Source organism: Enterococcus songbeiensis (assembly GCF_005405265.1).
Lineage (GTDB): Bacteria > Bacillota > Bacilli > Lactobacillales > Enterococcaceae > Enterococcus_C > Enterococcus_C songbeiensis.
Window position 1 is genome coordinate 52,225 of sequence record NZ_BJDS01000009.1, and the last position, 15,692, is coordinate 67,916.

Consider the following 15,692-nt stretch of genomic DNA (forward strand, 5'->3'; position numbering starts at 1 on the left):
GGCACCTTTAGATAGTAAAGTGAGTATATCAAAAGGAAATGAGGAACTCAAACATGAAAACTTTACTTATTAACGCCCATCCCGATTACTTAAATCCAGCACATTTTTCACTAAAACTACAAACATTGTTTTTAAAAAAATTTGCTGAAGAATTTCCCCACGAAACAGCTACGGTGTTAAATCTCTATGAAACCCAAATTCCCCGAATCACTCCAGGAGAATTGCAGACGATTTGGACAAAACAGGCTGAAGGACTTCCTTTAGCTGATCAAGAAAAAGTGGTTGCCCAAACGTCACAGAATCTACTGGCACAATTCAAGAATCATCAACGTATCGTGATCGTATCCCCACTGCATAATTTCAATATCACTTCTGCATTAAAAGATTATCTTGATAATATCCTGATTGCTCGAGAAACTTTCCGCTATCTTGATGCACCAGATGAAAACGGAAAAGTTTCCGTTGGCTTGATGAAGAACAATTACAGAATGCTGCTGCTTTTTGCCAGTGGTTCCCTCTACACAGAGAATACTATCTATCGTACGTTGGATTTTGCCCCCAACTATCTTAAAAGTATGTTTCAAGAAATTATGGGGTTTGACCAAGTCGCTATCGTGCGGGCAGAAGGTACCGCTGTCTTGCCCGAAGAAACCATTTTATCGAAGGCTTCGCTGGAGCTGACGAATGCGTTTCAATCTTTCTACCGATAAAAAACGCTCGACCACAATCATCAGCTTTTATGCTGATTTTTGAGGTCGAACGCTTTATTTTATTTCTCCGTACATCGTTGTTTCACCCATTTGTAAAATTGCCGTATGGGCATCTTTTGTCAAAAAGAATTGGAAGGGCAATGGGTCATTCCCTAACGCTTGGGGACCGTAACGTTCCGCAAAAAGATTCATATCCCAATTTAAGATATATTCATCCATTCTTTGTTGAAAAGAACGAATCGTATAAAACCGATCATTATAATAAAAATGAACTGTCGTCTCTGTGATTTCCATAATCGGTTGCCGCTGTGCATCATCAGTTGGTGCATCATACCAAATTTGTTGCAGCTCTTGGGGAATTTTCACCGTTGTCACAGCCGGTTTATCATTTACTGCTTCTGATTTTTCTGCTTGTTGTTCCACCAATTGTATCGTCAATTGCTGCACACGAGTTTGTTCATCTGCAAGATAGGCGGGAGTCAGCTCAAGTTTTTGGATTTTTACAAGCTGCTCAATAGCTTCGTTTCTTTTTCCACTTGTAAGTAATTCCTGTAATTGATTGATTTGGTCATTGACCTGATCCACTTGTTTTTCAAGATCTGCAACTTCTGCAAGCAATTCGCTTCCTTTTTGTTTGATAATTCGGGAACTTTTTTCATTCCTGACTACCTGATCAGCGATTTTTTTTGCAGCAGATAATTTGCCTTTAGCAATCTCCTCGGTACTGTGTTGTAGCTGTTCCACCTGTTCTTGGTACTGAGAAAGCTCTTTATCTCCAGGGTTTAAACTTTCCGCTAAAGAAAAATAAGCCAGTGCCTGCTCGTATTGCCCTTTGGCGGTTGCTGTGATTCCTTTAGAAAAACCGCGATCAAATGCTTGGTTTTCTCCGCATCCCGTCAAGAAAAGCAGACAGAAAAGAAAAATAATCGTTTTTTTCATCATTTTTAGAATCTTTCTGTTTTTTTCTATCCTACCATATTTTTTGATGAAAAACGAAAGTCACCTAATCCTTATCGTTCAGATTCTTTATTTTCTTCGTAAAACAACTCCACCAAGTCCTAACAAAATCATCCCCGCTCCCACCATCCACAAAGATGTTGCTTGATCATTTGTTTTAGGAAGCCGTTTTTTATTTTGAGCGAAAGTTGTTGTTGGTTTTTGTGAATCGCTCCTTTGATTAGACATCAACGGAACCATCGAAGTAGAAGTCGCTGGTTTCTCACCGCTAGAAGATTCTTCTGTACTTGAATTGCTACTGCTGATGCTTGGCTCCGTGCTGGAGTCGCTACTGCTCCTGCTTGGTTCCGTGCTGGAGTCGCTACTGCTCCTGCTCGGTTCTGTACTGGAATCGCTACTGCTCCTGCTTGGTTCTGTGCTGGAGTCGCTACTGCTCCTGCTCGGCTCCGTACTGGAATCGCTACTGCTTGGTTCTGTACTGGAATCGCTGGAACTTGAATCTCCACCAGTAATTACTTCAAAGGTGATCGTTTCTGGTGCATAACTACCGATTCCCGCCCCTTTTACAGAAAAACTGATGGTAAAACGAGTGAGAGCTATCTCTTCAGGAATCACTAAATCAAAAAATGCCGTTCCCATTTTAGGATTATCCGGATCTGGCTGCAGCATTGTCTCATTGATTATCGAAACACCCGCTGGAGCCCCATTGATGGATACTTGAATTCCAGAAGGATTAGCCAAACTTCCCCCATAAAAGTGAACCAATGCTCCTAAAGACAACACTTGACCGGGAGTGACCTTGACAATATTCGAATGGATATTTTCTCCAGTATCTGCAAAAAATATTTCCGTATCCGTTACATAAATCGGTTCTCTAGCCATCGTCGTTTGAGCAGCAAAATTTTCTGCTGTGGGCACAACAAATAACCCTCCCAACAAAATTGTTGCGACACCAATTCTCCCTATTTTGTTCAACATATAAAAAAAACTCCTTTCATTTTGACCGTTTTAAAGGATAACGCAAGTATCCGCAAAAAACAATAATAAGAGTTATTTTATTAAAATTCGTTGATAATTTTTGCAAAATTAAAAACAGTCAGAGAGGGAAACCTTGATATATCAAGGATTAAAAAACATCACGGCGTTTTTTCCGTGATGTTTTATCAAGCTATTCTGTTTGTTCCATTACTTCACCTTCACTATAAATGATTGCCAAGGATGCAATACTAAGTTTTCTACATCCGTAATTTTTTCCGTTTCATTGTGAATCACTGTTTCTAACACTGTCGTAGCTGGCAATTGCAATGGATTTAAGTGGCGGGAAAAATTATTGACTACCAACCACTTTTCTTCTCCCAATTGTCGATAATAAGCGATTACCTCTGGCGCTGTTTCGATCAATTCAAAAGTACCCCAAACAACAATTGGGTTTTCTTTTCGTAATTGAATCAGCTTTTGATAAGTGTAAAACAAGGAATTTTCATCTGCCAATGCTGCTTCAACATTGATTTCCGGATAGTTTTCATTGACTGCTAACCAAGGCGTACCTGTAGTAAATCCAGCATTTTTTCCAGCATTCCATTGCATCGGCGTCCGAGCATTGTCTCGGCCCTTCCGATTGATAGCCGCCAAGATTTCTTCTTTCTTGATTCCTTGTGTCAAACGCTCATGATACATATTGATACTTTCAATATCCGCCACTTGTGAAATATCCGTCACCTGGCGATTAAGCATCCCGATTTCTTCCCCTTGGTAAATATACGGTGTTCCCTTTAATGAATGCAGCAAAATCGCCAGCAGTTTTCCGCTTTTTACCCGATCATTTTCATCTCCCCAGCGAGAAATAATTCGTGGCAAATCATGGTTATTCCAAAACAAGGAATTCCAGCCTTCATCCCCAAGCTCATTTTGCCATTTTGCAAATACTGCCTTTAATTCAGCAACCTGCAATGGACGATAATCCCATTTTTCTTTTCCTGGAATTTCATCTAGTCCAATATGTTCAAATTGGAAAACCATCGACAATTCTTTTCGTCGAGGGTCAGAATATTCTTTGGCAATTTCAGGTGTCGCTCCCCACGTCTCCCCAACGGTCAATAAATTTTTTCCGCCAAAAGTTTTTTGGTTCATTTCCTGTAAAAACTCATGTAGCTGTGGACCATTGCCGGTAATTTTCTTTTCAGGAAGTTTACCAATCAAATCGATTACGTCCATTCGGAAACCACCGATGCCTTTGTCGATCCAAAAATTCATCATGTCGTAGACTTCCTGACGAACTGCTGGATTTTGCCAATTCAAATCTGGTTGTTTTTTGCTGAAAAGATGAAGGTAATACTGTCCGCTCGCTTCGTCAAAAGCCCATGCTGAACCAGAAAAAGTGGAACGCAAGTCATTCGGTTCCTTCCCGTTGACTGGATCTGCCCACACATAATATTCCCGGTAAGGATTATCTTGACCTTTTTTCGCTTCAATAAACCAGTGGTGTTCATCTGATGTATGATTGACTACTAAATCCATAATTAATTGAATCCCACGTTTTTTTGCCTCAGCAATCAATTCATCCAAATCTGCCATAGTGCCAAATTCTGTCATTATTGCTTGATAATCGGAAATATCATATCCATTGTCATCATTGGGTGATTGATAAACAGGAGACAACCAAATCGCACCGATACCTAATTTTTCAAGGTAGTCCAATTTAGAAATGATTCCTCGCAAATCCCCGATTCCATCTCCGTTAGCATCCATAAAACTTCGAGGATAAATTTGATAAACTACCACTTCTTGCCACCAATTTTTTTTCATGTTATTCCCTCGCTTTTTTAACGTTTCAGTCTATTTCGTGATCACAAATCCATTTGGTGAAATTACTAAGTGTGTTCCCTGAACACTCGTCAAATGAGACAGGAGAATTTCTTTTGGTAATGGAATCTCTTGCAGCTCTTTGCCGGCATTAAAGAGCCCTCTCACCGTTTGTTCGTTGATTTGCCGCTGCAATTCAATCACTCCACGCTCTTCTTCCACCTGCTGCCAAACCATTTTTCCTTCTGAGAAAATAGCTTGATTGTTTTTACGAAAGGCAATCAGTTCTTTGAAGAAGGCAAACATATCCTGATCTCCTGACGTCCAGTCCATACATTTCCGACAATCTGGGTCCATTTCACCGGTCATTGCAAATTCATCGCCGTAATAAATGCAAGGTACGCCCGGCTGCATGAAGGTAAATGCCAGAACCTGCTTCATTAAATCTTTATTTCCCTCGGCTTCTGTCAGTAAACGTGGTGTGTCATGAGAATCCAGCACATTAAATTGAATTTCATTGGTTTGTTGACGATACATCATCAACTGACTATTGATTTCTGAGACCATTTTCGTCATAGGAATTTTATCTTTAACGAAAAATTCCATAATTGCATCGGTATACGCATAGTTCATAACCGCATGGAATTCATCGCCTTGCAACCAACTTTGTGAAGAATGCCAAATTTCGCCTAAAATATAGAAATCTTTTTTTGTTTCATCACAAACTTTGCGAAATTCCTTCCAAAATTGATGATCCACCTCATTGGCAACATCCAAACGCCACGCATCGATATCAAATTCTTCGATCCAGTACTTTGCAATTTCTAACAGATAGGCTTTGACCTCAGGATTTGCCGTATTTAATTTTGGCATGTGAGGGGTAAAGGCAAACACATCATAGGTAATGTTAGAGGCTTGCTCAAAGTCAGCACTCTCTTGATAAGAAACCGGAAATTCATGGATATGAAACCAATCGGCATAAGGAGAATCCTTGCCATTTTTAATTACATCCTGCCATTGTGGAGAGGTATCCCCAATATGATTAAATACTGCATCCAGCATTACTTTGATTCCCCGGCGATGACATTCGTCCACTAATTTTTTGAAGGTTTCCTTATCACCAAAGGCCGGATCAATATTCAAATAGTTAATTGTATCGTATTTATGATTAGAGTAAGCTTCAAAAATCGGACAAAAATAAATACCGTTGATTCCCAGCTCCACTAAATGATCCAAGTGATCAATCACACCTTGTAAATCCCCACCAAAAAAATCCTGCCGATCCGGTGCTTTCGATCCCCATGCTAATGTTCCTTCGGGGTCATTGGTGGGATCCCCATTAGCAAACCGTTCGGGAAAAATCTGATACCATACCGTCTTTTTTACCCATTCCGGCGCTTGGAAACGATCGGCATCGTGAAAATACGGCATCCGAAAATAATTATTGGGCATCGCCAAATAATTTTCTTCAAAAGGATAAATCCCGTGGTCACCGAACAACGCTCGAATGCCATCCAGTCCAACAACTTCAAAAGCATAGGACATGCGATTATATTTTTCTTCCGTATCAACGACCCAATAATCATATAAATCTGTCGATAAATATTTGGTCATCGGTAATTTTTGTTGGTACCATTTCTCTTCATTTAGTGTGTAGGGATCGCCATGTAAAAGATTGGCTTGTTTCACATCTCCTCTGGCTGTTCGCAGTCTTACATGCATGGTTTTGTCTTTATACAAATACGCAAATTCGCTTTCTGGACGATGATAGATTGCAGATGTAATCATGTTGTTGACTCCTTTGCTTTTTTCGTTGATTCTCTCACGACGAGTTCTGGCAAAAAACGGCGATATCCTTGACTTCTTCCACCCGCTTCAATTTTTTTAATTAGCATTTCCCCGCACGCTTCGCCCATGGTGACCAACGGCTGTTTTGCCGTTGTCATTTTGGGAAAGCTTATCTGATCGAGAAAAACGCCATCAAACCCGATGATTCCAAAATCATCGGGTATTGATCCGCCACATTTTTGAATTCCCCGCTCAATACCGATTGCTAAGCGATCCGTACTGCAAATAAAACAAGTATTTTTTAGAAACTCTTGCCAATTTTTTTCAATAAATTGTTGGGAAAGGGTGGAATGATTATTAAAATGATAAACCGTTGCCGTTTTTTGATGTTGCTTCATTTCCTCCAGATAGCCCTTTTCTCGAGCGTGTTCGAAGGATTCATCAACATCCATACCAATATAAACAATCTGTTCATAGCCAGTTTCAATCGCATACTTCGTGGTGGTTCTCGTGCCGTACCAATTATCGCAATCGACAAAATCAAAATTTTGATCATTTTCGCCAAATAACACGACTGGTTTATCAATAGATTTTATCAATTCCAAATCGTTCTTACGAAATCCTGTAATAATCACGCCATCACAGTTATTCGTATCAAACTCTCCTTTTGTCACTAATTGTAAGGAATAGTGGCAGTTCCCAACCGCTCTAGCGATTCCCATCAACAGATTCATATAATATGGTTCTGTCGAATCAATTTCTTCCAAAATAAATAACTTTATGATTTGTGTTCGTTTATTTGCGAGTGCTTTTGCCATAATGTTCGGTTGGTAATCAAGTTCACCCATCGCACGATATACCAATTTTTTTAATTCATCTGTAACCTTCTCTGGATGATTGATTACACGAGAAACCGTCATCTTAGAAACATTGGCTGCTTTTGCAACATCTGCAATGGTTGTCATAAAAAAACTCCTTGATCTTCTAATTATCTTACTAATTTATCCTATTTCACTGCTCCTTCAGCAACACCTTTGATAATTTGTTTTTGCATAATAAAGTAGAAAATGATTACTGGTAATACAGCAATTACTAATCCGGCTAACGCAAGATGCCATTGTTTCGTGTACTGTCCAAAGAAAAAGAACATTTTTAATGGAATCGTTTGTGTGGATGGTGAATTAATAACGAGTGATGGTAACAAATAGTCATTCCAAATCCACATCGTATTTAAAACAGCTACTGTAACTGTTGTTGGTTTAAGCATTGGAAAAATAACTTTCCAGAATACTTGAAATCGAGTCGCCCCATCAATGATCGCCGCTTCATCCAAGGCTTTTGGAATTGCTTTTAACGCACCATGATACAAAAAGATCGACATGCTTGCCCCAAAACCTAAGTACATGAAAATAATTCCCACTTGATTCAACATTTGCGCTTTTCCAAAAATTGACACTAACGGGATCATAACTGATTGGAAAGGAACCAGCATTGCTGCAACAAATAACATAAACAAAATGCCGCTAAATTTGGTTTTTGTACGTTCCAAGGCATAGGCACACATTGCGGAGAAAATGATGATGACAACAACACTGATAATGGTAATGAATAGAGAATTAAACAATGTTTTCAAGAAATCCAATTGACGAAATGACTCCGGATAATTTTCAAAGGTAAAACTATCAGGGGTTCCCAATGGATTTGTAAAAATTTCTTGTTTTGTTTTAAAAGAATTCGTCAGCATCAAATAAAAGGGAATCAACCATACTAACCCTAAAACCAACCCAAGCAGGCTTCGACCTAATTGACTGGCTACTTTTTGTTTTTTCATTATGCTTCGACCTCTTTTCTCTTGGTTAAATAAACCTGCGTCAAGGAAATAATAGCAACAAATAGGAAGAAAATAACTGCTTTTGATTGTGCATAGCCCATTTTATTTTCTAAAAAGGCCGTATTATAAATATTCATCGCAACCATCTGTGTAGAACTGTAAGGTCCGCCGTTTGTCAAAGACAAGTTTTGATCGTACAGCTTGAAACAGTTGGATAATGTCATAAACAAACTTACAGTAAAGCCAGGCATGATTAGTGGGAATTTTACATTCCAGAATTTTTGCCAAGCAGTTGCGCCATCCAAATCGGCAGCTTCTAGTAATGATTCGTCGACTCCTTGTAAATAAGAAATATAAATAACCATAATGTACCCTGACATTTGCCAGCACATCACGATAACCATCGCCCAAAAACCAGTTTGAGTCGTTGATAACCAGGTTTTAAGTCCGGCGTTTCCTAAAGTATCACCAATCGCTGAAAAGGCATTGATGAAAATAAACTGCCAAATGAACCCAAGAATAAGTCCGCCAATCAAATTTGGCATAAAGAAAATCGTACGCAAAAGATTGGAACCTTTAAACTTGCTGGTAACAAGAATTGCTAAGCTTAAACCAATTACATTGATCAGAATAATGGAAACCGCAGAGAACTTGACCGTAAACCAAATGGCGCTCCAAAATCCGCTGTCTTTGAAGACATTGACATAATTTTCAATTCCAACAAAGTTTCCTTTTGCAACTGCATCCCAATCAGTAAACGAATAATAGATTCCATAAATGAATGGCACAATAACAACTAACGTCAATGCAATAAGTACCGGTGCAGAAAAAATATAAAACCAGTGTTTCTTTTGATACTTCATGGTGTTGTCCCCCTTAATTAAAACACGAGAGGCAGCCAGAGCTTTCTCTCGTGCATAACGAATGTTTACTTTCTTTCTTCCGCCCACTTATCTTGTGCTGTTTTTACAACTTCATCCCATGAAGCTTCTCCAGCTACATATTTTTGGATTTGTGCACCGACAGTTTGTTCACCCCATGCAGCTGGGTAGCCCATGAAGACCCATCCAGTCGTCTTGCCATCCGTATAATACGTGTAAACATCTTTTGATAATGGATCGGAGATTTTATCTGTGTCGTATCCTTTATAGGCAGGCACAAATTTGAAATCTTCCAGCACGATTTGTTTTCCTTCATCAGAAGTGTAAAGATAATCTAAGAAATCTTTAGATGCTTGAACTTCTTCTTTTGAGCCTTTAGGATTTACACCCCAATACATTGGTACGCCAACTGGAATCGTTCCTTCTGTCACACCATCAATCGGAATCGGTAAAAGACCAATATTTTCATTTGCCAAATCTGGGTTGATTCCTTCGATTGTTGGATATACCCAGTTTCCTTGTTGGGTCATCGCAACTTTCCCATTTGAAAACAACTGTTCGATTTGTTGTGAATAATCTAGGCTATTAGTTGGTTGTACAGAATATTCATTGCTGATATCAATGTATTTCTTGAATTGATCGCCATATTTGAACTCAACCGTTTTTGATTCATATGCCTTCATTACGTCATTATCAAATTCTGCATTTAGAAAGGCATTGGAAGAATGCAACCCTGTAATCCATTGTTCTTTTGCTGCTAAAGCAAACGGTGCATCAATCCCTAATTCCGATTTCTTTTCATCCAATGTTTTCGCTGCTGCTTCCAAATCATCTAAAGTGGCAATTTTTGATGCGTCAATTCCAGCTTTTTCAAAAATTTCTTTGTTGTACAACACGCCATAGCCTTCAATGTTATACGGTAACCCTAGAACTTTTCCATCTTTCGTTGCACCGGTTAACGTTCCATCCAATGCTTGTTTTGCTGACTCAGTATCGCTTAAGTCTGTCAAACTGTCGATCCACATGTTGACATCTTCCGGACCACCGATGTTAAAGATATCCGGTTCATTTCCTGATGAGAATTTTGATTTCAGCGCTGCACCGTAATCACTTCCGCCACCCACTGTTTCAATATTGATTTTAACGTCAGGATTTTTTTCTTCATATTTTTTTGCCAGTTCTTCAAATTGATCCTTAAATTCTACTTTAAATTGGAAAATATCGATTTCTGTTTTGTCCCCATCTGACTCAGAACCACCACCTGCACTATCTGACGCGTTCCCACACGCTGACAAAGCAAATCCCATAGCAGTAGCAAATGTAACCATTCCAAGTTTTTTCCACATCTTTTTATCCATTTTCTTTCCTCCTTGCATTCGATACTATTATTATGCAACCGATTACACTTATAGTCAACCCCTTAATTATTGTTAGCGGTAACAAATATGACTATTTTTATTTAAAAGAGATAGTTTAGTGGATAATAATAGGATTTTATTTTTAAGAAATTAAAAAAATTAAAAACGCAACCGGTTTCGTTATTTTGCTTAATTTTTTCATTACACGTTGACAAAATAAAAATATTTCTAAAAAAACTCTTGCTTTTTTTCAAAACGGGGATTATTATTACTTCAACAAATTCATATCATAAAGCAACGAGGAAAACAGTAGCTATTCAGGGATTTATTTTTAGTGAGTCATGACAGTGAAAAATGACAATAGATCGAGTAGACGAACATCATTTCTGAGCCAATGTCGAAAATGTAGAGCATTGTGGCTGCCACCATTATCAGGCTAGCGGATAACTTTTAAGCGTCCGTGAAATGAGCGATAGTTTTTTTAGCTATCAAAAAGGTGGTACCGTTCTAGCAATTAGAGCCCTTTTCCCAATACTGGGAAAAGGGCTTTTTTATTTTTTAAAGGTGGTGGTTTTCATGGAAACGGACATTAGTGACATTCGAATTTATCCGCAAGGCACTGATTTAACTATTATTTATATTTATCGGAGGAATTATTTATGGAAAAAACAAAGAAGCACTATTCATGGAAACAACTGCTGGTGGTCAGCTCATTAATCTTTGGGATGTTTTTTGGTTCAGGAAATTTGATCTTTCCAGTCCATCTTGGTCAAATGGCGGGTGAACATTGGTTGAGCGCAGGCGTCGGCTTTGCTATCTCTGGCGCACTCTTCCCACTTCTGGCAATCTTAGCGGTTGTTGTCACAAAAAGTGATGGTCTTTATGATTTAGCCAAGCCGGTGGGAAAATGGTATGCTGCTTTATTCTTAGTTCTCGTTCATTTAACAATCGGTCCGTTCTTTGGAACACCAAGAACGGCTGCCACAGCGTTTGAAATGGCAGCAAAACCTTTCTTACCTGAAAAATATACAACCGTCGGAATGCTTTTATTCTCTGCCGCTTTCTTCGGACTTGCTTATTTCCTAACGGTGCATCCAAGTCGCTTGGTAAAATATGTCGGAAAATATTTAAACACAATCTTCTTAGTCCTATTAGCAGTAGTTTTTGTGATTGCATTAGTCAACCCAATGGGTGCTTTGGATCAAGCCGCTGATGCAGCTTACAAAACAAATTCTTTAACAAACGGTGTTTTGGAAGGTTACAATACAGTCGATGCCGTCGCTTTATTAGCACTGAGTGTTACCTTCGTCCATGCAGTTCGAGATCTTGGTTTTAAAAACAAGCAAGTAACAGAATTAACTGCTAAAGCCGGAACACTTAGCGTCCTGCTTGAAGTTGTCATCTATTTTGGTTTGGTTCTCCTAGGGGCAATGAGTTTGAATCAACTGTCATTATCCGATAATGGTGGTACCGCACTTTCTCAAATCGTCACTCACTACCTTGGTAATTTCGGAACAGTCTTTTTAGGAGTGTTAGTTACTTTAGGTGTATTTACTACCGCAATGGGCTTGGTTGTTTCATTTGCCCAAGATTTCAATAAACTATTTCCAAAAGTCAGCTACATGTTTTGGCTGCGTTTAACCACCGTAATTTCTTTTATTGTGGCAAATGCTGGATTAGATAATATCATCCAATGGTCATTGCCAGTCTTGATGCTTTTATATCCATTGTCATTGGCACTAATCTTACTTTCATTAACTGCAAAATTTTTCCAAACAAGTCCCGTGGTGTATCAAGTAACTATGTTGTTTGCCGCAGTACCGGCTGTTTTAGATATGTTGGCAAGTTCACCAGCATTGGTCAGCCAACAATATGTCGTTGCAAAGGTATTGGAATTCTATCATCATTACGTTCCATTTGCTTCACTTAGCTTAGGCTGGGTCGTACCAACCCTTGTCGGCTATGTTGCCAGCTTACTTTTCTATTATGTTCGCCGCACAACAGTTTACAAAGGCGTCACTAAAGAGACCGTCAGCGAATAAAAAACAGGACTCATAAACAGGAAGCACAACAGCCAAACTGCCGGAAATTATTTTCCAGTGTTTGGCTGTTGTGCTTTTTATGCGCCGTATTTTGCGAACCACTCCGCTAGTTCTTGGTAAATTTCCTGACGATTGGTTTCATTCAATAGTTCATGTCTCCCATCCGGAAGCAAATGTAATTGAATCGGTTGTTGCCAACATTTTTCTAGTAGCCGTTGCAAAGCAATAATACCTTTGCCAAAATTTCCCACGGGATCTTCTTTCCCGGAAATCAGCAACACAGGAAAATCCGGTACCCCTTGCCGAATTTTTTTTGGATCACCGGCATTTTTTGTCAAACGAAACAAATCGTGATAGGCTTGCGTGGTAAAAATAAATTGAGTTTTTTCATCGGCTAAATAACGGTCCACCATTTCAGTATCTCGACTCAACCAATCCTTTGGGGTTCGTGCCGGCCGAAACCGACGATTGAAGCCGCCAAATGCAAGTCGATCCAAAAATTGAGACGGATGTTGTTTGCCTTGAAGTACCATCAGCACTTTGGTGAGCAACAACGCCGCCTGCATTTTTATTTGCGATGAATGATTGGTTCCCATAAGGATTGCACCGCTAAGTTCTGCTGTCGGATATTGCTGCAAAAAATTTCGTAAAACTAAAGAACCCATACTGTGCCCCAAAATAAAATACGGTATCTCTGGAAACCGATTACGATAGGTTTGATACACTGCCGCAGTGTCAGCTACCAAATATTCTGCGCCCTTTTGATCACCAAAATGACCAAATTCTTCGGGAGTTGATGAAAAGCCATGCCCTAAATGATCGTGTCCTACAACTGCGATTCCCTGTTCAACAAGAAATAAAGCAAATTCTTCATATCGAATAATATGCTCCACCATTCCGTGAATAATTTGAACCACCGCCTTTGGTTTTTCCTGCGGCAGCCATAAAGCAACGTGTAGAAAGTGGCGGCCATCTGCAGATTGCAGTGTTTCTGTCTGCATGTTCGTCCTTCCCTTCTGTCTTTTTTCCTATTTTACCCCTAAAAGTTCTTCTTTGCTATGAATCAGTTGGGTTAAAAAATTACAGTAGGGTGTAGGAATGCCGTATTTTTTTCCTTTTTTGGCAATTGCCCCGTTGATATAATCAATTTCTGTTGCTCGTCGATTTTTGATTAAATCTTGATGCATTGAAGGATAATGCAAGCCGATAGTTTCTGGATCGTAACATTTTTCCACGTAGGCAACGGTTTCTGAAATATCTAGTTGAATATTTTCAGCTGCTGCTACGTTTGAAAATTCCGTTACGATGGCCGTGACCATCTCTTTAGCACCCGTCGTCTGTCCCAATTCGTACATATTGACATCCAACAAGGTACACAAGCCGTTCATTGTGCCGTTGACACAGGCTTTTTGATAAATAGCATGACGGATATTCTCAGAATAAGCAGCGTTTAGTTTTGCAGCAGATAAAACGTCTGCCAACTCTTTTGCAGCTGCCGCTTGTCCGACTGCTAAATTTTGCAGTGTAACCGATCCTTCTCCAAAAAGCTGAACTTCTCCCGGGCCAATCAAACCTGCCGTCCAAATCGTATTGCCGATAAAAATCTGCTCTCTCGGAAGATAATTCGCCAACGTGTCTTCGTGTCCGATTCCATTCAGAAGACAAAGTACGTTGGTTTTTTCCTGAATCATTGGTTGAATTGCCTGCATCATTTCTGCCAACTGCATTGCTTTCGTAAAAACAAGAATCAAATCAGCTGAAAAGGCCTGATCGATATTTTTCTGTTCCACGATTGGTAAGTCCACTCTGATTTCTTCACCATTATAATTTGCTTTTAATCCATGTTGCTTGATCTGCTGCACATGTTCTGCCCAGCCATCCACCAACAGTACCTCATTCCCTGCTTGTTTCAACATGACTGCAAAGCGACTGCCCATTGCACCCGCACCGGCGATTACGATTTTCAAAAGAATGCCCCCTCAATAAAAGTTTCCTGGATTCATTCTACTTGGAACAACCGCCGAAAGCCACGACTGAAACTTCAACTACTGGTATTATTCGTATTTTTTAATCAATAATTCGTTATAAATTAATGATTTGTGATAAAACAGGTTTATTATCCACAATATTCAGCAATTGGGGAGTAATTTAAAATATTGATTTTTCGATAAAAATCGGCAGGCAATTGCTTCCACATCCGTAACAGCTTTTGCAACAAACTGCTTTCTGCCTTGATCAAATATTCGCTGAGAATCAATCCTTTTGATTTTTCAGGTTTTTCTTGAACCAAACGTTCATATTCATTAAAGGCATTCTCTTGATTTTCCGCTACGAATAGTTTGCGTACTTCAATGTAACTACCCTCGATTTTTTCGGTTTCTTCTATAAAGTATATGGATTTGATCTCTTTCATATTAAATCCTCCTCTTTTGTTTACAGGTATAGCATAGAGAAGTTTTATTAACTGAAAGTTAAATCTCGTCCTTTTTTTATAACTTTTGAAAAATTTAAAAAATCCAAACATTAAAGAACCTTCTAAATCTACTACCCAGTAACCTCATCCAACTTTTCGATGGAACGAGTGATTAACTCTGCGTGGATGTCCTGATATTTCTTCAGATACTCAAGAATATTTTCTTTGTATTCTGTTGACCAGCTTGTTTTAGGTTCAATCAATTCTCCTTATTTATTCGTATTAACGTAAACCTGTTTATTGAAGTTGGCATCATTCTCGGGAGAAATGCTTACGCCGATTTTGCCATCATGATCAATGGTAATAAAAAAATCTTCTTTATTTGTTACTATGGAAAGTTTTTGTTCATCCAATGGAAAACCAACCCAGCCCGTCGGCAAGACATATGTCCAGTAGTGAATAGTATTTTCGATTAATTCGTAGGCGTTCCCATCAGAATCAGGACTATCTGTATCTGATAACTGCACCCAATGACGCTGGTCTAAATTTGTTCTGTAAGTATGTTCGTCATACCTTAATTTTAGATGAAAGGCAGAATAGGGTATGACAATAACCGCAAGACCAATCAACACATATTTGTAGATTCTTCCGTTTTTTATTTTTTTGGTTGTATCTTTTGCCATTTCTTTGTCCTCCCGTAATAAATGATCTAGGGAGATACCGAATAAGTCGCTAATAGCAATTATTGTCTCTAAATCGGGATAGTTTCGCCCAATTTCCCAACTGGAAATCGTAGGTCTGGAGACATTTAACAATTGTCCAAGCTGTTCTTGTGTCTATCCTTTCTTTAGTCTTTGTTCCTTGATTTTATCCCCGATGTTCACAGTATCCCCTCCAAAATAATTATTTA

Annotated in this window: 15 protein-coding genes and 1 pseudogene; 2 read left to right on the top strand and 14 right to left on the bottom strand. The window is 39.0% G+C overall.

The annotated features are described in order from the left end of the window. Positions 1-53: 53 nt before the first annotated feature. Positions 54-710: an FMN-dependent NADH-azoreductase gene (locus tag FFM66_RS06170; RefSeq protein WP_137605333.1), complete on the top strand. Its 657-nt coding sequence runs from the start codon at positions 54-56 to the stop codon at positions 708-710. Positions 711-764: 54 nt separating this feature from the next. Here the strand turns inward: FFM66_RS06170 and FFM66_RS06175 are convergent, their stop codons facing one another. From FFM66_RS06175 to FFM66_RS06210, 8 genes are all read right to left on the bottom strand, one after another. Next, positions 765-1,652 carry a hypothetical protein gene (locus tag FFM66_RS06175; protein WP_137605334.1) on the bottom strand — a complete coding sequence of 296 codons (888 nt, stop codon included), beginning with the start codon at positions 1,650-1,652 and terminating at the stop codon, positions 765-767. Between the two features lie 84 nt (positions 1,653-1,736). Further along, positions 1,737-2,645: an LPXTG cell wall anchor domain-containing protein gene (locus FFM66_RS06180; protein ID WP_137605335.1), complete on the bottom strand. Its 909-nt coding sequence runs from the start codon at positions 2,643-2,645 to the stop codon at positions 1,737-1,739. 207 nt (positions 2,646-2,852) lie between these two features. Then, a complete protein-coding gene (locus tag FFM66_RS06185; protein WP_137605336.1) occupies positions 2,853-4,472 on the bottom strand; it encodes a glycoside hydrolase family 13 protein in 1,620 nt (539 codons plus the stop codon). A gap of 30 nt (positions 4,473-4,502) precedes the next feature. Beyond that, a complete protein-coding gene (locus FFM66_RS06190; RefSeq protein WP_137605337.1) occupies positions 4,503-6,257 on the bottom strand; it encodes a glycoside hydrolase family 13 protein in 1,755 nt (584 codons plus the stop codon). Further along, on the bottom strand, positions 6,254-7,222 hold the full coding sequence (locus FFM66_RS06195) for a LacI family DNA-binding transcriptional regulator (protein ID WP_137605338.1): 969 nt from the start codon (positions 7,220-7,222) through the stop codon (positions 6,254-6,256). Before FFM66_RS06195 ends, FFM66_RS06190 begins: the two co-directional genes overlap by 4 nt. A gap of 41 nt (positions 7,223-7,263) precedes the next feature. Next, the gene (locus FFM66_RS06200) at positions 7,264-8,088 is read right to left on the bottom strand and encodes a carbohydrate ABC transporter permease (protein WP_048603933.1); all 825 of its coding nucleotides are present in this window, start codon (positions 8,086-8,088) and stop codon (positions 7,264-7,266) included. Next, positions 8,088-8,951, bottom strand: a complete 864-nt coding sequence (locus FFM66_RS06205) for a carbohydrate ABC transporter permease (RefSeq protein WP_048603932.1) — start codon at positions 8,949-8,951, stop codon at positions 8,088-8,090. Before FFM66_RS06205 ends, FFM66_RS06200 begins: the two co-directional genes overlap by 1 nt. A gap of 65 nt (positions 8,952-9,016) precedes the next feature. Continuing rightward, complete coding sequence (locus FFM66_RS06210) at positions 9,017-10,327, bottom strand: ABC transporter substrate-binding protein (RefSeq protein ID WP_231586072.1); 1,311 nt, start codon at positions 10,325-10,327, stop codon at positions 9,017-9,019. Between the two features lie 659 nt (positions 10,328-10,986). Here FFM66_RS06210 and brnQ point away from each other — a divergent pair. Beyond that, positions 10,987-12,369: a branched-chain amino acid transport system II carrier protein gene (brnQ, locus tag FFM66_RS06215; RefSeq protein ID WP_137605339.1), complete on the top strand. Its 1,383-nt coding sequence runs from the start codon at positions 10,987-10,989 to the stop codon at positions 12,367-12,369. Positions 12,370-12,446: 77 nt separating this feature from the next. On the opposite strand, the gene FFM66_RS06220 is transcribed toward brnQ, so the two are convergent. The 6 genes and pseudogenes from FFM66_RS06220 to FFM66_RS11550 all read right to left on the bottom strand — a co-directional run. Then, a complete protein-coding gene (locus FFM66_RS06220) occupies positions 12,447-13,370 on the bottom strand; it encodes an alpha/beta fold hydrolase (protein WP_137605340.1) in 924 nt (307 codons plus the stop codon). 27 nt (positions 13,371-13,397) lie between these two features. Next, the gene (locus tag FFM66_RS06225; RefSeq protein ID WP_137605341.1) at positions 13,398-14,336 is read right to left on the bottom strand and encodes a 2-dehydropantoate 2-reductase; all 939 of its coding nucleotides are present in this window, start codon (positions 14,334-14,336) and stop codon (positions 13,398-13,400) included. A gap of 149 nt (positions 14,337-14,485) precedes the next feature. Beyond that, the gene (locus FFM66_RS06230; protein ID WP_048603928.1) at positions 14,486-14,782 is read right to left on the bottom strand and encodes a hypothetical protein; all 297 of its coding nucleotides are present in this window, start codon (positions 14,780-14,782) and stop codon (positions 14,486-14,488) included. 131 nt (positions 14,783-14,913) lie between these two features. Further along, a complete protein-coding gene (locus FFM66_RS11485) occupies positions 14,914-15,045 on the bottom strand; it encodes a hypothetical protein (protein WP_281276025.1) in 132 nt (43 codons plus the stop codon). A gap of 6 nt (positions 15,046-15,051) precedes the next feature. Next, a complete protein-coding gene (locus FFM66_RS06235; protein WP_246038424.1) occupies positions 15,052-15,465 on the bottom strand; it encodes a hypothetical protein in 414 nt (137 codons plus the stop codon). Between the two features lie 9 nt (positions 15,466-15,474). Next, a pseudogene (locus FFM66_RS11550) lies at positions 15,475-15,606 on the bottom strand (helix-turn-helix domain-containing protein); the annotation flags it as partial. Positions 15,607-15,692: the final 86 nt, after the last annotated feature.